19 protein-coding genes and 2 pseudogenes are annotated in these 19,093 nt (G+C 75.5%); 8 read left to right on the top strand and 13 right to left on the bottom strand.

The features are described 5' to 3' along the window. Positions 1-26: 26 nt before the first annotated feature. The 5 genes from QMQ26_RS11270 to QMQ26_RS11250 form a co-directional block, all read right to left on the bottom strand. Positions 27-1,241 carry a sensor histidine kinase gene (locus QMQ26_RS11270; protein WP_282205618.1) on the bottom strand — a complete coding sequence of 405 codons (1,215 nt, stop codon included), beginning with the start codon at positions 1,239-1,241 and terminating at the stop codon, positions 27-29. Further along, positions 1,238-1,984: a two-component system response regulator CseB gene (gene cseB, locus QMQ26_RS11265; protein WP_282205617.1), complete on the bottom strand. Its 747-nt coding sequence runs from the start codon at positions 1,982-1,984 to the stop codon at positions 1,238-1,240. The genes QMQ26_RS11270 and cseB overlap by 4 nt, the downstream gene beginning before the upstream one ends. Continuing rightward, positions 1,981-2,853 carry a hypothetical protein gene (locus tag QMQ26_RS11260; RefSeq protein WP_159073061.1) on the bottom strand — a complete coding sequence of 291 codons (873 nt, stop codon included), beginning with the start codon at positions 2,851-2,853 and terminating at the stop codon, positions 1,981-1,983. Before QMQ26_RS11260 ends, cseB begins: the two co-directional genes overlap by 4 nt. A 219-nt stretch (positions 2,854-3,072) precedes the next feature. Next, entirely contained in the window at positions 3,073-3,699 is a 627-nt protein-coding gene (locus QMQ26_RS11255) for a class F sortase (RefSeq protein ID WP_282205616.1), read from the bottom strand. Between the two features lie 31 nt (positions 3,700-3,730). Continuing rightward, positions 3,731-4,120, bottom strand: a complete 390-nt coding sequence (locus QMQ26_RS11250; protein WP_159073059.1) for a hypothetical protein — start codon at positions 4,118-4,120, stop codon at positions 3,731-3,733. 284 nt (positions 4,121-4,404) lie between these two features. Between QMQ26_RS11250 and QMQ26_RS11245 the strand changes: the two genes are divergently transcribed. Beyond that, positions 4,405-4,890 (top strand): hypothetical protein, encoded by a 486-nt coding sequence (locus QMQ26_RS11245; RefSeq protein ID WP_282205615.1) that lies wholly within the window; start codon positions 4,405-4,407, stop codon positions 4,888-4,890. Here the strand turns inward: QMQ26_RS11245 and QMQ26_RS11240 are convergent. Together QMQ26_RS11240 and QMQ26_RS11235 are read right to left on the bottom strand one after the other, a co-directional pair. Next, complete coding sequence (locus tag QMQ26_RS11240; RefSeq protein WP_100836016.1) at positions 4,859-5,095, bottom strand: DUF2277 domain-containing protein; 237 nt, start codon at positions 5,093-5,095, stop codon at positions 4,859-4,861. The genes QMQ26_RS11245 and QMQ26_RS11240 overlap by 32 nt on opposite strands. Positions 5,096-5,419: 324 nt before the next feature. Further along, positions 5,420-5,872: pseudogene (locus QMQ26_RS11235) on the bottom strand (4'-phosphopantetheinyl transferase family protein); the annotation flags it as partial. Positions 5,873-6,061: 189 nt separating this feature from the next. Between QMQ26_RS11235 and QMQ26_RS11230 the strand changes: the two are divergent. Next, the gene (locus tag QMQ26_RS11230; RefSeq protein ID WP_282205614.1) at positions 6,062-7,483 is read left to right on the top strand and encodes a choice-of-anchor A family protein; all 1,422 of its coding nucleotides are present in this window, start codon (positions 6,062-6,064) and stop codon (positions 7,481-7,483) included. Positions 7,484-7,549: 66 nt separating this feature from the next. Here the strand turns inward: QMQ26_RS11230 and kynU are convergent, their stop codons facing one another. Together kynU and QMQ26_RS11220 are read right to left on the bottom strand one after the other, a co-directional pair. After that, on the bottom strand, positions 7,550-8,779 hold the full coding sequence (gene kynU / locus QMQ26_RS11225) for a kynureninase (protein ID WP_282205613.1): 1,230 nt from the start codon (positions 8,777-8,779) through the stop codon (positions 7,550-7,552). 74 nt (positions 8,780-8,853) lie between these two features. Then, positions 8,854-9,681 (bottom strand): tryptophan 2,3-dioxygenase, encoded by an 828-nt coding sequence (locus QMQ26_RS11220; protein ID WP_282205612.1) that lies wholly within the window; start codon positions 9,679-9,681, stop codon positions 8,854-8,856. Between the two features lie 165 nt (positions 9,682-9,846). On the opposite strand from QMQ26_RS11220, the gene QMQ26_RS11215 reads away from it, so the two are divergent. Then, positions 9,847-10,284, top strand: a complete 438-nt coding sequence (locus tag QMQ26_RS11215; protein ID WP_199846969.1) for an Lrp/AsnC family transcriptional regulator — start codon at positions 9,847-9,849, stop codon at positions 10,282-10,284. Here the strand turns inward: QMQ26_RS11215 and QMQ26_RS11210 are convergent. Further along, a complete protein-coding gene (locus QMQ26_RS11210) occupies positions 10,268-10,837 on the bottom strand; it encodes a TetR/AcrR family transcriptional regulator (RefSeq protein ID WP_282205611.1) in 570 nt (189 codons plus the stop codon). The genes QMQ26_RS11215 and QMQ26_RS11210 overlap by 17 nt on opposite strands. A 120-nt stretch (positions 10,838-10,957) precedes the next feature. Between QMQ26_RS11210 and QMQ26_RS11205 the strand changes: the two genes are divergently transcribed. Next, positions 10,958-12,358 carry an MDR family MFS transporter gene (locus tag QMQ26_RS11205; RefSeq protein ID WP_404814111.1) on the top strand — a complete coding sequence of 467 codons (1,401 nt, stop codon included), beginning with the start codon at positions 10,958-10,960 and terminating at the stop codon, positions 12,356-12,358. A gap of 164 nt (positions 12,359-12,522) precedes the next feature. Here QMQ26_RS11205 and QMQ26_RS11200 read toward each other — a convergent pair whose 3' ends face one another. Next, positions 12,523-13,161 (bottom strand): MarC family protein, encoded by a 639-nt coding sequence (locus QMQ26_RS11200; RefSeq protein WP_100836010.1) that lies wholly within the window; start codon positions 13,159-13,161, stop codon positions 12,523-12,525. Positions 13,162-13,178: 17 nt separating this feature from the next. After that, complete coding sequence (locus QMQ26_RS11195) at positions 13,179-13,496, bottom strand: barstar family protein (protein ID WP_100836009.1); 318 nt, start codon at positions 13,494-13,496, stop codon at positions 13,179-13,181. Between the two features lie 114 nt (positions 13,497-13,610). On the opposite strand from QMQ26_RS11195, the gene QMQ26_RS11190 reads away from it, so the two are divergent. From QMQ26_RS11190 to QMQ26_RS11180, 3 genes are all read left to right on the top strand, one after another. After that, the gene (locus QMQ26_RS11190) at positions 13,611-14,174 is read left to right on the top strand and encodes a DoxX family protein (protein ID WP_282205610.1); all 564 of its coding nucleotides are present in this window, start codon (positions 13,611-13,613) and stop codon (positions 14,172-14,174) included. Between the two features lie 38 nt (positions 14,175-14,212). Continuing rightward, positions 14,213-14,731 (top strand): hypothetical protein, encoded by a 519-nt coding sequence (locus tag QMQ26_RS11185; protein WP_111553575.1) that lies wholly within the window; start codon positions 14,213-14,215, stop codon positions 14,729-14,731. Positions 14,732-14,997: 266 nt separating this feature from the next. Then, positions 14,998-16,824: a glycosyl hydrolase family 18 protein gene (locus tag QMQ26_RS11180; RefSeq protein WP_282205609.1), complete on the top strand. Its 1,827-nt coding sequence runs from the start codon at positions 14,998-15,000 to the stop codon at positions 16,822-16,824. A 153-nt stretch (positions 16,825-16,977) separates the two neighbouring features. Here QMQ26_RS11180 and QMQ26_RS11175 read toward each other — a convergent pair whose 3' ends face one another. Continuing rightward, positions 16,978-17,541: a MarR family winged helix-turn-helix transcriptional regulator gene (locus QMQ26_RS11175; protein WP_100836005.1), complete on the bottom strand. Its 564-nt coding sequence runs from the start codon at positions 17,539-17,541 to the stop codon at positions 16,978-16,980. Between the two features lie 223 nt (positions 17,542-17,764). On the opposite strand from QMQ26_RS11175, the pseudogene QMQ26_RS38275 reads away from it, so the two are divergent. Next, positions 17,765-18,820: pseudogene (locus tag QMQ26_RS38275) on the top strand (MFS transporter); the annotation flags it as partial. Between the last annotated feature and the right edge of the window lie 273 nt (positions 18,821-19,093).

The following is a 19,093-nucleotide window of genomic DNA, read 5'->3' as shown; positions in this document are numbered from 1 at the left end:
GGCCGACGGCCCGGTCGGACGGCCGGTCAGCGGCCCGGCCCGGGCAGCACCAGGCGGGCCAGCGCGCCCCCGTCGGGGTGGTTGGCCAGCCGCAGCCGGGCGCCGATCGCCTCGGCGTGGCCCTGGGCGATGGTGAGGCCCAGGCCGTGGCCGCCGCCGCGCTCGCGGGCCCCGGTGCGGAAGCGGCGGGGCCCCTCGCGCAGCACCTCCTCCGGGTAGCCGGGGCCGTGGTCGCGGACGGTCACGACACCGCCCTCGACGGTGACCAGGACCGGGGCGCGGCCGTGCCGGTGGGCGTTGGCCAGCAGGTTGGCGAGGACCCGGTCGAGGCGGCGCGGATCGGTGCTGACCACCGCGTCGCCGGCGATCCGCAGCTCGGCCCCGGTGCCGGCGGCGGCCACCACCCGGGCCAGCAGCGGCCCGAGCGGCAGGTCGGCCAGCTCCGGGGCGTCGGCCCCGGAGTCCAGCCGGGAGACCTCCAGCAGGTCCTCGGTCAGGTCGCGCAGCGCCCGCACCCGGTCGCGGACCAGCTCGGTCGGCCGGCCCGGCGGCAGCAGCTCGGACGCGGTCAGCAGGCCGGTCAGCGGGGTGCGCAGCTCGTGCGCCACGTCGGCGGTGAAGCGCTGCTCGCCGGCCAGCCGGCCGCGCAGCGCGGCGGACATCGAGTCGACCGCGGCGGCCAGCTCGGCCACCTCGTCGCGGGGCCGGCCGAGCGGCCCGATCCGGGCGTCCGGGTCGCCCCCGGCGATGGTGCGGGCGGTGCGGGCGGCGGTGCGCAGCCGGCTGCTGATCCGGTCGGCGGCCAGCACCCCGGCGAGCACGGTGACCAGCACGGACAGCGCGGCGCCGACCGCCACGGCGCGGTCCAGGTCGGCGATCGCCCGGGCGTCCCCGGCGTAGTCCATCCGCACCGACAGCACCCGCCCGTCGGCGCCGGCGGCGGCCCACATCGCCGGGCCGTTCGGGCCGGGGCCGAGCACCGAACCCCGCCGGCCGCGTTCGGCCAGCCGACGCAGGTCCGCGGGCAGCGCCGGGTCGTCGGCGGCGGCGTGCCAGCCCGCGACCAGCTCGCCGGTCGCGTCGTAGCCGGTGAGCACCGAGTCGAGCGCGGTCAGCGCGGACGTGCGGGCCTGGTCGGTGTGCTGGCGCACCGACGCCTGGTGGACCAGGACCCCCACCGCGAGCGCGACCAGGCAGGAGACCAGCGCGATCACGGCGGCGATCTGCCGCCGCAGCGTCACGGCGTCCGCCGCAGCTTGTAGCCGAAGCCCCGGACGGTCTCGATCCGGGCGGCGCCGATCTTCGCCCGGAGCCGCTGGACGTGCACGTCGACCACCCGGCTGTCGGCGCCCCAGGAGTAGTCCCAGACCCGCTCCAGCAGGGTCTGGCGCTCCATCACCACGCCCGGCGCGGCGGTGAACTCCAGCAGCAGCCGCAGCTCGGTCGGGGTGAGCGGCACCGGGCGCCCGGCCACCTTGACCTCCATCGCGCCGGTGTCCACCTCCAGGTCGTCGATCACCCGCACCGGGTGCGCCGGGTCGGCGGCAGCGGCAGCGGCAGCGGCGGCAGCGGCCGTCGTGCCGGCGGGGGCGACCGGGTCGAAGGAGGTGCGCCGCAGCACGCTGCGAATCCGGGCGACCAGGACGGCGGTCTCGAACGGCTTGACCACGTAGTCGTCGGCGCCCGCCTCCAGGCCGGAGATCACGTCGATCGGCTCGGTGCGGGCCGACATCATCAGGATCGGCAGCCGGCTCTCCTCGCGGACCCGCCGGCACAGCCCGACCCCGTCCAGCAGCGGCAGCATCACGTCGAGCAGCAGCAGGTCCGGCGGGTCGGCCCGGAAGCGCTCCAGGCCCTCCAGGCCGTCGGCCGCGGTCTCCACCGGGAAGCCGTAGCGCTCCAGGGCGAGTTGGGTGGTCTCGCGGATCACCTCGTCGTCCTCGACCAGCAGGATGCGCGGGGCGCCGGGCACGGGAGTGGTCATCGGGTCCTCGTCGGGGCGGGTCGGGCGGTGTCGCGGGCCGGGCCGTCCGGCACCGGGGTGGCCCGGGCCGGGCCGTCCTGCGCGGGGCCGTCCTGCGCGGGGGCGGCGGTCCGGCCGGCGGCCGGGGCGGGGCCCGCGGAGGGGACGGGCGTCGGCGCCGGGGTCGGGGCGAGCACCACCAGCGGCCCGCAGGCGTCCGCCAGCAGGCAGCCGGAGACGTCCACGCCCGGCCCGAGGACCTTGATCCGCCGGTCGACGAGGACCATCCGGTCGGTGTTCCAGCGGTAGGTGCTGCTGGTCTCGGCGAACGGGGCGGTGGGCTCGTGCACCACCAGGTCCGCGCCGACCGTCTCGGCGGTGAAGTCCGGCGCCGCCGGCACGGCCAGCACCGGCAGCACCTCGCGGCCGCGCAGCGCGTAGACGTGCAGCACGGCCCGCGGGGAGTCGGGGCCCGCGTCGAACAGCACGGCGGTCAGCAGCTCGGGGCGGCCGTCCCCGTCGAGGTCGCGGTACTGGGCGGGGCGCACCGCGCAGTGCGCGCACCCGGCGGCCAGGGCGGTCCGCTCCGGCGGGCTGAGGGCCGGGTCCGCGGCGAGCGGGGTGCGGGCGTCGGTCCCGGTGAGCGCGTCGAGCGCCAGCCCGGGCAGCGGGGCGGGCTTCTGCTGCTCCACCGCGGCGGGCCGGGTGGGCGCCGGGCCGGCCGCGACGTCCGGCCACAGCGGCTGCGGGCTCGGGTGGGCCCGGACCGGCCGGGCCGCCCCGGCGTCCGCCAGCGCGCCGGGCGCCCGGCAGCCGGCGGCCGCGACGACGGCCAGCAGGACGAGCAGGAGGCACCTGGACAGGCCGGTGCCGGGGGGCCGGGTCCTCACGTCGAACGGCGCCTTTCGGAGGTCGGTCGGGGGGCTGTCAGTCTGCACCACCGGAGCGGGCCGCTCCCCGGGGCGGGGGTGGCCCGCTCCGGCGGGCGGTCACGGCGGCGCCACCGTCACCGTCACGGCCACGGCGACGCCACGGCCACGGCGACGCCACGGCCACGGCGACGCCACGGCCACGGCGGCGTCACGGCCACGGCGGCGCCACGGCCACGGTCACGGGGACGGCGGCAGCGGGTCGGCGAAGACCACGATGTTGTCGGAGTAGTGGCCGTTGCCGCCGAGCGTGCCGCCGCAGGTGACCAGCCGCAGCTGCGGGCCCGGGGCGTCGCCGTAGACCAGCTCGGTCGGGAACGCGTCCTTGGGGTACTGGTGCAGCTCGCGCACCCGGTAGGAGAGCGTGCTCCCGTCCGCCCGCCGGACGTCGACCCGGTCGCCCGGCCGCAGCCCCGGCAGGCCGTGGAACACCGCCGGGCCCTTGCGGGTGTCGTAGTGCCCGAGCAGCACGGTCGGCTCGTCCGGCCCGGGCACCGGGCCGCTGCGGTACCAGCCGACCTGCCCCGGCCGGTCCAGCGGCGGCACCTGCACGGCGCCGTCCGGATCGAGCCCGACCCCCTCCACCGGCGCGTCCACCCCGATCCGGGGCACCAGCACCCGCACCGGCGGCGAGAACGCGACCCGGACGGGCGCGGGGGCCGTGGCCGTCCCGGACGGCGGCGCGGCGACGGCGGCCGTCCCGGCCGGGCCGCCCACGGCGATCCGCACCGGCGCGGGGTCGGCCCCGCGGGCGGCCACCAGCGTCGCCCCGCCGCCGATCAGCAGCCCGACCGCCAGGGCCGGCACCCACCAGTGGCGCCGGCCCCGGCGGTCCTCGTCAGACCCGGGCGCCGGCACGGCGCCGGACGACGAGCAGGCCGATCCCCGCCGCACCGGCCGCCGCCAGCCCGGCCCCGAGCACGAGCCCGGTCGCCGAACCGCCGCCGCCCGCCCCTTCACCGGTCTGCGCCCCGCCCTTGGGCAGGACGCGGCTCCCCCCGTCGGCGGGCGCGGCCGCGGCCCGGGTGGGCGCCGGGCTCGGCACGGGGGTGGCGGCGGCCTCCGGCCGGGCGGACGGCGCGGCCGAGACGGCGGGAGCCGGGGTGGCGGGAACCGGGCTGGCGGAGTCGGCGAACGCGACGGCGCCCGGCAGTGCGAGCACACCGACGGCGACGGCCGGAGCCAGCGCGAACCGCACCGCGCGGCGGATGGACGTGGTACCTGACATGCGGGAACCTCCCCTTGCGCGTCCCCCGCCGCCGGACGGCCGCGGGTCGACGACGCTCACGCTAGGAAGCCCGCCCCTCGGCCGGCCGCCGACCGCGTAACGGCCACCGCCCGGCTCTGTAACAGTCCGCCGCCGTAGCGCCGCCGCGCCGCCGCCGTAGCGCCGCCGCGCCGCCGCCGGGGCCGTCCGCCCGGCGGGCTTTCCGCCGTCGGGCGGGCGGATAAGCGCTGCTAGCGTGACCGGAGTTCCGTCCCCCGTGTCGTGGTTGAAGGGTTGCGCCCGCGATGGCCAAGTTCCTGCTGAGTCTGCACCTGCTGGTCGTGGCGCTGTGCATCGGTCCGGTGGCGGTGGCGGTGAGCATGTTCCCGCGGAAGGCGAAGGCCGCGCTCGCGGCGGGCCCGGAGCAGCCGGGCGCGCAGGTCTCGGTGCGGCTGCTGCACCGGATCAGCAACGTGTACGCGCTGATCGGGCTCGGCATCCCGGTGCTGGGCATCGGCACCGCGCAGGTGATGGGGGTGCTGGGCAACGCCTGGCTGATCACGTCGATCGTGCTGACGGCCGTCGCGGCGGGCGTGCTGCTGCTGGTGGTGCTGCCCGGTCAGCAGGCGACCGTGGACGCGCTGGACGCGACCGAGGACAGGGACGCCGAAACGGCCCGCGCCACCGGCAAGTTGCGGACGCTGCCGATGACGGCGGGCGTGTTCAACCTGCTCTGGGCGGTGGTCCTGGTGCTGATGGTCATCCGGCCGGGGTCGACGAACGGGGCGTGACCCCGCGGACCTCGATCGAGGCGAGCAACTGGGCGGTGGCCGCCGCGACGGCGGCCACCGCCGCGTCGAACGCCTCCCGGTTGTGCGCGGCCGGCGCCCGGAACCCGGAGACCTTGCGGACGTACTGGAGCGCCGCCGCGTGCACGTCCTCGGGGGTGGCGTCGGACGTCATCGGCGGGCGGAGCGTCTTGATGCTTCGGCACATGCCTCCAGTCTGCCGCGCCCGGCCGACTCCCCGCCGGGGTTCGGGGAAGCCGCCGGGACCGCGCCGACCGCCCCCGCCCCCGGCGGGCCGCCGCCGGGCCGCCGCCGGGCCGCCGCCGTCAGGGCGCGCCGACGGGCCCGGCCGGCTCCACCAACTGGATCGGGAGGGTCGCGGCGGCGGTGAACAGGGCGTCGGGGTGGTCAGTTCGAGGTAGTGGAGGTCCTGGTCCCGGTGCTGGAGCGGCGGGTCGAGGGGGAGGTGGGACAGGTCGAGGCTGCCGAGGGTGTCCAGGGAGGCGCGGCCGAGCTTGATCAGCGCCTCCTTGCGGACCCACAGGCGCAGGAAGGCCCCGGTCGGGTCCGGCCGGCTCCGGACCAGGGCGCTCTCGGCCGCGGTGAGGACGTGCCGGAGGGTGGCCGGGTCGGTGCCGCGGGCGCCGAGGTGCTCGACGTCGACGCCGATCGGGACGGGTCCGGCCGCGGCGGCGATGATGCCGCTGGTGTGGGAGAGGCTCAGGTGGGTGTCGGGGCGGTCGGTGAGGTGGGGGCGGCCGTGCTCGGTGCTGCCGCAGCCGGGGCACCGCTGGCCGAAGGCGATCGCGGCGGGCTCGGTGCCGAGCTGGGCGGCGGCGCAGTACCGGACGAGCAGGTGCGCGGCCAGGTAGTCGTCGCGGTCGGCGGGGCGCCGGAACCGCCCCAGCCGCTCGCGTTCGAACGCGGTGAGCAGCCGCTCGTCGGCGTCCGGCCGGGCGAGGACCTCGACGGTGGTGGCGAGCATGGCGAACGGCGGGTTCGGCACGGTTCTCCCTTTCCGGGCTGGCACCTTCACTGACGGAACATCAAAGTAGTCCGTTCGAATGATTGTCCGGCGCGTCCGGGCCGATCCGTCCGGGAGCGGTGTGCCGGTTCCTCTTTGCTGGCCGGTGTCTGCTGTCTGCTGACCCATCCGTCAACGAGAGGGGTGCCCGTGCGACACGGTGTCCGCGGCAAGAACCCGCTGCTCCGCTTCGCCGTGGTGACGGCGCTCGCCGCCGCTCCGCTGCTCACCCTGGCCTCGGTCGGCCAGGCCGACCAACTGGCCCCGCCGCTGGGGCCGTGTTCGGGTCCGGACTGCCCGAGCACCTGGGGCCCGCCGCACACCGGGCCGTTCAACGGGGCGGACGCCTCGCTCAACATCTACGTGGGCGGCAACTACCTGGTGCGGCAGAACGCGGCCGAGGCCGAGGGCAAGATCGCGGTGGTCGGCAACCTCGACATCAACAAGGCGATGGGCGGCGCCTTCAACATGGGCGTGGTGGGCGTCGGTTCGATGGTCACCCCGCCGAACGCCACGGACCACGTGACGGTGGGCGGCTCGGTCGCCATGGACGCCTCGCAGGCGAACCCCAGCCGGCTGTTCATCGGCGGCACCGACTTCTTCGTCCAGCCGCCGAAGGCGCTGTGGGGCAACCTCAAGTACGGCACCACGCTGACCGGCGCCTACGACATCACCCCGGACGGCCAGGCGATCCGGGACCCGGCGGCGATCGACGAGTTCCGCGGCCTGACGCCGGTCATCGAGGACCACTCCGCCTGCATGGCCCGGCAGACCGCCACCGGCACGGTGGTGGACGACGGGGCCACCGTCACCTTCACCGGCGACGGCACCAGCGCCCGCCAGGTGTTCGACTACGGCCAGAACATCGGCACCGACGGCGGGCGCCGCTCCCTCGTGTTCGCGGGCATCCCGGCCGGCGCGACGGTGATCGTCAACATGACCGGCAGCGACGTGACGGTCAACACCAACAGCGGCACCGGCGCGGCCGACGACCCGCTGACGGTCCTGCGGCCGAACCTGATGTGGAACTTCCCGACCGCCACCAGCGTGACGGTCACCGGCGACGCCCAGTGGCAGGGCTCGATCATGGCGGGCAACCCGGCGAGCACCACCACGCTCTCCAACCCCGGCACCAACGGCCGGGTCTACCTGGCGGGCAACCTGCTCCAGCAGGGCAGCGCCGGCACCGAGATCCACAACTACCCGTTCGACGGCGACCTGCCGGTCTGCGGCGAGAGCCCCAGCCCGTCCCCGTCGCCCACGGACAGCACCAGTCCGAGCCCGAGCCCGTCGCCGAGCGACTCGACCAGCCCGACGCCGTCGCCGTCCCCGTCGGACAGCGAGAGCCCGAGCCCCAGCCCGTCGCCGAGCACCAGCACCAGCCCGGCGCCGTCGCCGAGCGGGAGCACGCCGGTGCCGACCGGGTCGGCCTCCACCCCGGTGGGGCCGCCGCTGCCGGACACCGGTGGCGGTGACCTGGTCGGCCCGGCGGCGGGAGCCGCCGCGGTGCTGCTGGGCCTGGGCGGCGGCGTGATCGCGCTGGCCCGCCGCGCCCGGGGCCGCCACAGCTGACGCGCCTGCCGCACCAGGACGGCCGGGGCCCGTGGGCCCCGGCCGTCCGCCGTGCGGGCGCGGGGGTCAGGTGACGTCGCCGCGGCGGGCGAAGCGCTCCGCGCGCCACTCGCCGCCGGCCAGCACCTCGCGCAGCGCCGTCGCGGCGTCGTGCACGTCGGCGCGGGAGAGGTAGAGCGGGGTGAAGCCGAAGCGCATCAGGTCGGGGGCGCGGAAGTCGCCGATCACGCCGCGGGCGATCAGCGCCTGGACGACCGCGTAGCCGTCGGGGTGCCGCAGCGCGACCTGGCTGCCGCGCCGGGCGGGCTCCCGCGGGGTGACCGGTTCGACGTCCAGGTCGGCGGTCAACTCCAGGAACAGGTCGGTCAGTTCGAGGCTCTTGGCGCGGACGGCGGCCGGGTCGGCCAGCTCCCAGACCTCCAGCGCCGCCTCCAGCGCGGCCAGGCCGAGGATCGGCGGGGTGCCGGTGAGGAAGCGGGTGACGCCCGCGGCGGGCCGGTAGCCGGGCTCGAAGTCGAACTGCCGGGCGTGCCCGAACCAGCCGGTCAGCGGCTGCCGGGCGGCCTCCTGGTGGCGGGCCGCGGCGTACAGGAAGGCGGGCGCGCCGGGGCCGCCGTTGAGGTACTTGTAGCCGCAGCCGACGGCGAAGTCGACGCCCGCCGCGTCGAGTTCGATCGGCAGCGCGCCCGCGGTGTGGCACAGGTCCCAGACGGCGAGCGCCCCGGCGGCGTGAATCCGCTCGGTGACGGCCGCCAGGTCGAGCAGTTCGCCGGTGCGGTAGTCGGCGTGCGAGAGCAGCACCACGGCGGCGTCCTGGTCGAGGGCGGCGTCCAGGTGGGCGGCGGAGTCCAGCAGCACCGGCCGGGTGCCGGGGTGCAGCGCGCCCAGGCCGTCGGCGATGTACAGGTCGGTGGGGAAGGCGTGCCGCTCGGCGAGCAGCGCCGGGCGGTCGGGGCGCAGCCGCAGGGCCGCGCCGAGCACCTTGAACAGGTTGACCGAGGTGGAGTCGCAGACCACCACCTGCCCGGGGGCGGCGCCGAGCAGGTGCGCGCCGAGCCGGTCGCCGAGCCGCCGGGGCTGGTGGAACCAGCCGGCGTCGTTCCAGGACCGGATCAGCCCGCCGCCCCACTCGCCCTCGACGACCTTCGCCAGGTGGCCGGGGGTGCGGCGGGGCAGCGCGCCGAGCGAGTTGCCGTCGAGGTAGAGCACCCCGTCGGGCAGCGCGAACTCGGCGCGCAGGGCGTGCAGCGGGTCGGCGGCGTCGCGGGCGGCGCACTGCTCACGGGTGGGGGTCACGGCGTTGCTCCCGGGGGTGCTCGGAGGGCGCGTCCATCGGGGGTCGCGCTCGGAGGGTGCGTTCGGGGGTGCGTTCAGAGATCGTTGCGGACGGCCCACAGTTCGGGGAAGACGTCCTGGTCGGCGGCGTGCTTGAGCCAGCTGAGGCCGCTGGAGCCGCCGCTGCCGGGCTTGCCGCCCATGGTGCGCTTGACGGCGGAGTAGTGGCGCTGGCGCCAGCGGGTGACGCGTTCGGCGGTGTCCAGCAGGGCCTCGCCGAGCCGGACCAGGTCGGCCAGCGCCGGGTCGGTGTAGACGGCCCGCCAGGCGGCCTCGACCGCCTCGTCGCGCCGGTGCCGGGCGGTGACCGGCCGGGCGGGTATCGCCAGGCCGCGCCGGGCCAGCACGGCCAGCGCCTCGTCGTACAGGCTGGGGGTGCGCAGCGCGGCGAACAGCGCGTCGTACTCGGCGGGGGAGTCCCGGTACATCTCCAGCAGGCCCTCGCTGCGGTTGCCGAGCAGGAACTCCAGCCGCAGGAAGGCCGAGGACTGGAAGCCGGACGCCTCGCCGAGGACCGGGCGGAAGGAGCTGAACTCGGCGGGCGTCATGGTGGCCAGCAGGTCCCAGGAGCCGGTCAGCACGTCCTGGGTGTGCTGCCCGCGGCGCAGCGCGGCCAGCGCGCCGTCCAGGTCGTCGGCGTGCAGGGCGGTGCGGGCGGCGGCCCAGTCGCGCTCCAGCAGGTCGAACAGCAGCTCCATCACCTGGGTGGTGACGATGAACGCGTACTCGGCGGGCTCGGCGCTGCGCGGCCGCTGGAGGGAGTGCAGCTCGGCCAGGCGCACGTACCGGGCGTAGGGGGTGGACGGGCCGGGCTCCTGGTCGGGGCCGAACCGCAGGTGGGGCTGGTGGGTCTGGCCGGTCATGGCCGCTACCTCCTCGGTGCCGCCCGCTCGGGTCGCGGCGGGCGCCCCCCATTGTGCGGCGCGGCGGCCTGCTCTTGAATGGGCGTCGTAGCCCGGATGGGGGCACCGGCCTGCCGTTCGCAAGGCGCTGCCCCCCGATCGCCTGACGAACGCAAAGGAGCCGCCGTGGACGCGGTGGACCGCCTGCTGCTGGCCGAACTCCAGGCCGACGCGCGGCTGTCGTACAACGAGCTGTCGCGCCGGGTGAACCTCTCCCCGCCGGCCGTCGCGGAGCGGGTGCGCCGGCTGGAGGCGGACGGGGTGATCACCGGCTACCACGCGCACCTGGCCCCGGCGAAGGCCGGGGCGGCGGTGATGGCGCTGGTCACGGTGGAGTGCTACGGGGTGCGCTGCCTGCTGCGCGACCCGGAGGTGGCGGGCTGGCCGGAGGTGTTCCAGCTGCACCGGGTGACCGGCGGGGCGTGCTGCGTGCTGCTGGTCGGGGTGCCGGACATGCCCTCCTTCGCGCGGCTGACCGACCGGCTCGGCGGCTACGGGCAGCCCACCAGCTCGATGATCCTGTCCAGCCCGGTGCCGTGGCGGCCGCTCACCCCCGGGGCGTGACGAGCGGGAGCAGCACGTCGTCGACGATCTCCTCCAGCACGTGGTCCGGCACCGGGGCGGAGCTGGTCAGCATCTCCTGCCGGAGCAGGTCGAAGGGCAGCGCCCTGATCCGCGGGGTGAGCCGCGCCGGGTCGGCCTCGCCGCGGGCGACGGCGCGCTCGTACAGCGCCTCGGTGCCGTCCGGCCCGGTGGCGTCGAGGAGTTCGGCAGGCGGGGTGCCGGTCGCCCGGTGGTAGCCGGCCAGTTGGACGCTCATCAGCGCGACCAGGTCGGAGCGGGTGGCGTTGATGGCCCGCATCAGGGTGAGCACGTCCCCGCGCAGGCCGCCGGTGTCGGGCACCGCCAGCCGGGAGCGCTCCAGCACGTGCCCGATGGCGGCCCGGGCCAGCGCGTCCCGGTCCGGCCAGCGGCGGTAGAGGACGGGCGGGCTGGTGCCGGCCCGCCTGACCACGGCGTCCACGGTGAAGCCGGCGTAGCCGGTCTCGGTGAGTTCCGCCCAGGCCGCGTCCAGCAGGGCCGCCTCCAGGGCCGCGCCGCGGCGTCGTTCGGCCATCCGCTCCTCCTCGGTCTCGCTCGGTCTCGGTCGTACCTCTAGATAGAGTTGCCTATCTTATTTGCGGGCCCTACGGTGGGGATCGCAAGATAGGACTCTATATCTTAAGGGGGCCCTGCCGTGATCCGGCACGCCCGCGCGACGGCCACCGCCGCCGCCCCGCCCGAACCCGTCGACCCCGCCGTTCGGCGCCTGGCCGCCACCGTCGTGGTCGGCGCCCTCGCCGTGGTCTTCGACACCACCATCACCAGCGTCGCCCTGAACGACCTCGCCGCCGACCTGCGCGCCCCGCTCGCCACCGTCCAGTGGGTCGGCACCGGCTACCTGCTGGCCGTCTTCACCACCATCCCGCTGGCCGGCTGGGCCCAGGCCCGGCTCGGCGGCAAACGCCTGTGGACCGCCGCCCTCGGCGTCTTCCTGCTCGGCTCGCTGCTCTGCGCCCTCGCCCCGAACGCCCCCGCGCTGATCGGCGCCCGGGTCGTGCAGGGCGTCGGCGGCGGCGTCATGATGCCGCTGATGGCCACCCTGGTCATCCAGGCCGCCCGCGGCCGGGGCCTCGGCCGGGTGATGGCCGCCGTCACCCTCCCCACCGCGCTCGGCCCGATCCTCGGCCCCGTCCTCGGCGGCCTGATCCTGCACCTCGGCAACTGGCGCTGGCTCTTCCTGGTCAACCTCCCGTTCTGCGCCGCCGGCGCCTGGCTCGCCCACCGCAACCTCCCCGACGACCGCCCCGGCCCCGGCACCCCGCGCCCCCGCCTCGACACCGTCGGCCTGCTGCTCCTGCCGCCCGGCACCGCCGCCCTGCTCTACGGCCTGTCCCGGACCGGCACCGGCGGCGCGACCCTCCCGCTGCTCGCCGGCGCCGCCCTGCTCACCGCGTTCACCGTCCGCGCCCTGCGGCGCCCCGGCGCGCTGGTCGACCTGCGGCTGCTGCGCCACCGCCCGCTGGCCTCGGCGTCCGCGCTGGGCTTCCTCGGCGGGGTCGTGCTGTACGGGGCGATGGTGCTGCTGCCGCTGTACTGGCAGCAGGTGCGCGGCCAGGACGCGCTGGGCGCCGGACTGGCGCTGATCCCGCAGGGCGTCGGCGTCCTGCTGGCCCGCGCCCGGGCCGGCGTGCTCACCGACCGGCTCGGCCCGCGCCCGGTCGCCCTCGGCGGGTTCGCCCTGACCGCGGCGGCCACCGTGCCGTTCGCCCTCGGCGCGGACGGCGGACTCCTGCTCGGCGCGGCCCTCCTGCTGCGCGGCGTCGGCCTGGGCGCGGCGATGGTCCCGCTCGGCAGCGCCGGCTACCTGGGCCTGGACCGCGGACAGGTCCCCGACGCCAGCGTCATCACCCGGGTCGCCCAGCAGATCGGCGGCTCGGCCGGCACCGCCCTGCTGATCGTCGTCCTCCAGCACGCCACCACCGCCACGAGCACCCCGGCCGACGGCTTCACCACCGCCTTCACCTGGTCCGCCGCGCTCACCGCCCTGGCCGTCCCGCTCTGCCTGCTGCTGCCCCGCCGGGGGAGGAGCGCCTGACGGCGCGCGGGTGGGGGCGCCTGGCGGCGGGCGAGGAGGATGGGGGAGGGAGCGGCCCGGGGAGCGCCTGGCGGCGCGCGGGTGGGGGAGGACGACGCGTCACGGGCTGGTGGCTGGTGTCCGGCGCCGGGGGTGGGCGAAGGGGGTCGTCCCGGGTCCGGGGGTCAGTGGCCGTTCTTCGGTTCGGCGAGGTGGACGCCCAGGCTCTCCAGGCCGTAGAGGACCATCTCCACGCCGACCGCCGCCAGCAGGAGGCCGAGCAGGCGGGACACCACCTCCAGGGAGGTGCGCCGGCTGGCGCGCAGCAGGGGGCCGAGCAGCAGGACGCAGGCGCAGTCCACCGCGATCACCGCCACGTACATGGCGGCGACCGTGGAGTGCCAGCCCAGGGTGTCCCGGGTCAGCGACTCGACCAGCAGGGCGGTGATCGCCAGCGGGCTGGCCACGTACGGCAGCAGCAGTTCGCGGATGCCGTCGGCGAGCGGGTTGGCGAGGTGCGCGCCGTCCTTGCCGCCGCCCAGGTGGATGCCCAGGACCAGGGCCACCGCGTAGATGAAGAAGATCACCCCGCCGGCGATCTGCAGCGACTGGTCGGAGATGTGGAACAGCGCGGCCATGAAGTCCGCGCTGTACGCCAGCACCAGGCCGACCAGGGCCGCGACCAGCGAGGAGGCCAGGGTGAGCTTGCGCAGCTCGGCCGGGGTCCGGGTCTGGCTGAGCTGCGCGAACGCGAGCAGCACCTTGGGCGGGCCGACCACGGCGAAGAACGTGACGAAGACGGTGCTCAGGGAGATCGCCGACATGTGCCCATGATGGGCCGTCAGCGCAGCCGGACGGCGACGCCACCCTGGCGCAGCACGTCGAGGACCGCGTCGAAGTAGGAGCGCTCCTCCTCGTCGGGGCCGGTCACCCGGCGGGTCAGCGCCTGCGCGGAGGCCGTCGACCCCTCCCAGACCAGGGTGAACGGCGGCCGGGGGCCGAAGCCGCCGCGCAGGCAGTCGGCCAGCGCGTCCAGGTTGCGGCCGTAGTAGCCGTCGGGGGCCTGCACGGCGCGGCCGAGCTCGGCCCAGAGCGAGGGCTCGTCGGTGATCCGCTCGCCGTGCAGGACGTACGCGGACGGCTTCGGTGCGGTGGGCATCGGGTGCTCCTGTCTGGCGGTGCGCGTCGCCCGGATGGGTTCGCCGGGTCGAACGGGGCCGGTGCGCGCGTTGGGATGGGCCCCAAGTCTTCTCTTCCACCCCAGGGGCAACACATGACCTGTCTGCACCGCAAGGATCTCGGCCTGCTGGCGCTGCGCACCGCCGTCGGGGGTGTCCTGTTCGCGCACGGGGCGCAGAAGCTGTTCGGCTGGTTCGGCGGCCCCGGACCGGAGGGCACCGCGCAGGCCATGGAGCACATGGGCTTCCTGCCGGGCGACCGCAACGCGCGGGCGGCCGGCCTGGGCGAGGCGGGCGGCGGCGCGCTGCTCGTGCTCGGCCTGGCCACCCCCGCGGCCGGCGCGGTCGTCGCCGGGACGATGGCGGGCGCGATCTCGGTGCACGCCCCGGCGGGCTTCTTCGCGCAGGGCGGCGGCTACGAGTACCCGGCCCTGCTGGGCGCCTGCGGCGTGGCGCTGGGCGTGGCCGGCGCGGGCCGCTACTCGGTGGACGCCGCGCTGGGGCACGCGCTGGCCCGCCCGTGGGTCGGCGCGCTGGCGTTCGCGGCGAGCGCGCTGGGGGCCGCCGTGGTGGTGGCCCGCCGGCAGGACGAGGTGCGCCGGCGGGAGGCGCGGGCCGCGGACGAGGCGGCCCGCGAGAACGGGACCGGGCTCTCCTGAACCGCGCCGGACGCTCACGACCGAAGGGATGCGCACTGATGAAGCGATCGACCCGGGCCGCCGCCGGCTGGACGGCCGCCGCCCTGCTGGGCGCCGCGGCGCTCTCCGGCTGCTCCTCGGACGGCTCGCCGTCCCCCGCGACGTCCTCGGCGCTGGAGGGCGCCAAGTCGGCGGTGGCCTCGGCGGCCTCCTCGGCGACGGCGGCGATCGGCTCGGCCGCCTCCTCGCTGGGCGCCTCCGCGCAGGCCGCCGCCTCCTCGGCGCTGGCGAGCGTGAAGGGCGGGCTGGACGCGAAGGACGACGTGGCGCTCGGCAAGGCCGCCACCGGCTCGGACGGGAAGCTCTCCGTCCCGCTGACGGTCACCAACCACGGTTCCCAGTCCGGCAAGTACACGATTCAGGTCAACTTCGACGACGGGTCGGGGAACCTGCTGGACGCGGTGGTGGTGAACGTGCCCGAGGTGGCGGCCGGGGCGTCCGCGCAGGCCACGGCGGAGAGCAACCGTTCGCTGGAGGGCAGCGTGACGCCCGTGGTGGCGAACGCGCTGCGGTACTGACCGGCCACCGAACCTTAAGCGTGGCGTAAGCGTCAGGTCCTGCTCTTGACGGTCGAGTTGGTCTAGTCCATTTTACTTGGCAGGTGCAGGGAGCCCCTGGGCCGGCGTCGGTGGTTCAGACCACCGGCGCCGGTTCGGCTTATCCGCACCCGGTGTTCGTGCAGGCCACCGCTCGATTCCCCCGCCATGCCCAGGTCGTGCGACCCCACCTCGCGCGGTGCGTGCCTGGTCCTGACGGGACCCCCACAACCAGGAGTCACGCAGCCATGCTTCGTTCCGTTTCCCCCCAGTCGCCCTCGCGGCGGCGGCCGAAGAGCTGGGCCGCGCTCGCGGCCGGCACCGCGGCCTCCCTGCTGCTCGGCGGCACCCTGGCGCTGACCGGCGGCACCGCCCAGGCCGCGCCGACCAACTCGACCGGCGCCCCGGCCACCAGCGGCGGCATCAAGGTCGCGTACTTCGACCAGTGGTCGATCTACTCGAACGCGTACTACCTCAAGACGATGCAGGACACGGGCGCCGCCGGGAAGCTCGACTACATCATCTACGACTTCGCGAACATCAACCCGACCACCCTCTCCTGTTTCGAGGCGAACAAGGCCGCGTCGCAGAACGAGGACGACCCCAACGCGGGTGACGGCGCGGGCGACTCGTTCGCCGACTACCAGAAGAGCTTCGGCGCCGACATCTCGGTCGACGGCGTGGCCGACACCTGGAACCAGCCGATCGTCGGCAACTTCAACCAGATCAAGAAGCTGAAGGCGAAGAACCCGAACCTCAAGGTCCTGCTCTCGATCGGCGGCTGGACGTACTCCAAGTACTTCTCCGACGCCGCGGCGACCGACGCTTCCCGCAAGAAGCTGGTCTCCTCCTGCATCGACATGTTCATCAAGGGCAACCTGCCCTCCGAGGGCGGCTACGGCGGCCCGGGCACCGGCGCCGGCGTCTTCGACGGCTTCGACCTCGACTGGGAGTACCCGGGCGGCGGCGGCCACACCGGCAACCACGCCGCGCCGGCCGACAAGCAGAACTTCACCTCGCTGCTCGCCGAGTTCCGCAGCCAGCTCAACACCCAGGGCGCCGCGGACGGCAAGACCTACGGCCTGGCGGCCGCGGTCGGCGCCGGCCAGGACAAGATCAAGAACGTCGAGACCGACAAGATCGGCCAGTACCTGACGTTCCTCGACATCATGACGTACGACATGCACGGCGGTTGGGAGGCCCAGGGCCCGACCAACCACCAGGCCCCGATCTACACCAACCCGAACGACCCGATGACCCCCGTCCCGGGCGGCAACGGCAAGTACTCGGTGGACGCGGCGGTCAAGGCCTACACCGTGGGTGACCCGCAGTACGGCATCCCCGGCGGCTTCCCGGCGAAGAAGATCAACGTCGGCGTCCCGTTCTACTACCGCGGCTGGACCGGCGTCTCCGCCGGCACCACCCACGGCCTGTTCCAGAAGGCGTCCGCTCCGGCCCCCGGCGGCACCTACTCCGGCGGCGTCGCCGGCATCAAGATGTACAAGGAGCTGACCGGCTTCGTCGACAACCCGGCGTACACCTACTGGGACGACACCGCCAAGGCCGCGTACTTCTACGACGGCACCACCTTCTGGTCCGGCGAGAACGCCCAGTCCGTCCAGGCCAAGCTCGACTACGCGCACTGCAACGGCCTCGGCGGCTCGTTCATGTTCTCGATGTACGACCTGGGCACCCAGACCGCGCTGTTCGACAAGACCGTGAGCGCCACCAACGGCTCCGCCGCGTCCTGCCCGGCCGCCCCGACCCAGTCGGCCACCCCGTCGGCCTCGGCCTCCGCCTCGCAGTCGGCCAGCCCGTCCGCGTCCGCCTCGCCGTCGAAGTCGGCCAGCCCGTCCGCCTCGGCCTCGCCGTCGCAGTCGGCCAGCCCGTCGGCCTCCGCCTCGACCGGCACCTGCTCCGGCGCCCCGAGCTGGAGCGCCTCGGCGGTCTACGCCACCGCGGGCACCAAGGTCTCCTGGAAGGGCCACTACTACACCAACAAGTGGTGGACCACCAACGAGGACCCGTCCCTGAGCGGCCAGTGGGGCGCCTGGGCCGACAACGGCGCCTGCTGACCACCGGTCGGCCGGCTGATCCGCTGAGCTGAACCCCGCGAGGGGCGCGAGGAGAGTCATCTCCCCGCGCCCCTCGTTCGCGTTCCCGCTCCGGCCGTCCCGGTCGTCCCGGCCGCCAGTGCCGGGTCAGCCGGGGCCGGGGCCGGTGCCGGGTCAGCAGGTCAGGTCGTCGGTGCGGCCGAGCGCGTCCGGCTGGGTCTCCTCGATCCGGCGCAGCATCCGGGTCAGGGTGGCGGCCAGCTCGGGGCGGGCCCCGCCGGGGACGTCCTGGAGCAGGTCGGCCTCGAAGACGGCGGCCATCCGCATCAGCTCCAGCCACTTGTCGCGGCCCTCGGCGGTCAGCTCGATGATCACCCGGACCCGGTTGGCCTCGTCGCGCGCCCGGGTGACCAGGCCCTCGGCGACCATCCGGTCGATCCGGTGGGTCATCGCGGCCGGGGTCAGGCCGAGCCGCTTGGCCAGTTCGCCCGGGCCGAGCTGGTAGGGGGCGCCGGTGAACACCAGGGCCTTGAGCACCTCCCACTCGGCGGAGGTGATGCCGAGGGTGGCCAGCTGGCGGCCGTAGGCCACGTTCATCCGGCGGGCGAGCCGGGAGACGGTGGAGACGATGGTCTCCACCTGCGGGTCCACCAGCGGGAACTCCCGCTGGTAGAGGGCCACCTGCTCGGCGATGCCGAGCTCGGCGGCGGTCTGGGGCTCCGCTCTGCGTGCGCTCATGCGGTCATTGTCCCACGCAGGGTGCAGCTGTTAAGCCTTTGCTGTCGTAAGCTTTCTCTGGTAAGACTTTAGGTCTGTAATCTTACGGAGTAAAGCCGTGGCGGGGAGCCCGGCCCGACGTGTGGAAAAGGGGTGCCCAGTGAAGGAGTGGGGCGGCCGACTGCGCCGCGTCCAGATCGGCAACGCGCTCAGCGCTTTCGGCAGCGGCTTCACCTTGCCGTACATGTTCGTGTACGTGGACCAGGTGCGGGGCCTCGGGGCCGCGGCGGCGGGCGCGGTGTTCACCGTGTTCGCGCTCGCCGCGCTGGCCGTGCTGCCGTTCACCGGCCGCGGCATCGACCGGTACGGGCCGCGCCCGGTGCTGCTGGCCGGCACCGCGATGGCCGCCGTCGGCGCGTTCGCCTTCGGGCAGGCCGCGAGCACGTCCGGGCTGCTGCTCTCCTCCTTCCTGTTCGGCGCCGGCGTCACCACCTGCCAGCCCGCGCTGGCCACGATGATCGTCCGCTGCACCGGGCGCACCGAGCGCTCCCGGGCCTTCGCGCTCCAGTTCACCCTGGTCAACCTCGGCATGGGCATCGGCGCCCTGGTCGGCGGCCAGATCGTCGACACCGCCGACCCGGCCAGCCTGACCAGGCTGTTCACCATCGAGGCGCTGACCTTCCTCGGCCTGGCCGCCGTCACCGGCACCGCGAAGATGCCCCCGGTCGCGGTCGAACCGGCCCCGGCCGGCGCGGCGGCGAAGCGCGGCGGCGGGCTGCGGGCGATGGTCGCCGACAAGGCGATGCTGCGGCTGTGCGTGCTCGCCGGGCTGATCTTCTTCACCTGCTACGGGCAGTTCGAGTCCGGCGTGGCCGCGTTCGCCACCGACACCGTCGGCACCGCGCCGTCCACCCTCGGCCTGGCCATCGGCGCCAACGCGCTGACCATCGTGCTGCTGCAGATGTTCGTCGTCCGGATCACCGAGCGCCGCCGCCGCACCACCGCGATGGCCGCCGCCGGCGCGGTCTGGCTGGCCGCCTGGGGCATGGCCGTGGTCGCCGGGCTGATCCGCACCGAGGCGATGGCCGCGACGGTGGCGATCGTCGCCGTCTACGCGCTGTTCGGCGTCGGCGAGTCGCTGCTCGCCCCCACCATGGGCCCGATCGTCGCGGACCTGGCGCCCGCCCGGCTGCTGGGCACCTACAACGCCGGGTACGCCCTGGTGAAGCAGATCGCCGTCGCGGTCGGCCCCGCCGTCGGCGTGCTGCTGGTCGGCTCCGGCACCTGGCCGCTGTACCTCGCCGCGATGGCGCTGTGCACGCTGCTGATCGTCGCCCTCGCCGTCCGGCTGCGCGAGCACCTCACGCCGCGCAGGACAACGTCCGGGTGCTGTCCGTCCCGCGGCGCGAGCAGCGGGAGGCGCGGGAGCTGTCGACCGCGGCCTGAGCGGACACCGCAGCCTGAGCGGACACGGCGGCCCGAGCGGATACGGCGCCGCCCGTCCGGGGAGGAACTCCTCCCCGGACGGGCGGCGCCGTCGTTGCACCGGACGTCGGGCGGCAGGCTCCGGCCG

Origin of the sequence: Kitasatospora fiedleri, from assembly GCF_948472415.1 — a bacterium.
GTDB lineage: Bacteria > Actinomycetota > Actinomycetes > Streptomycetales > Streptomycetaceae > Kitasatospora > Kitasatospora fiedleri.
This window is presented reverse-complemented; position numbering and strand designations above follow the sequence as displayed.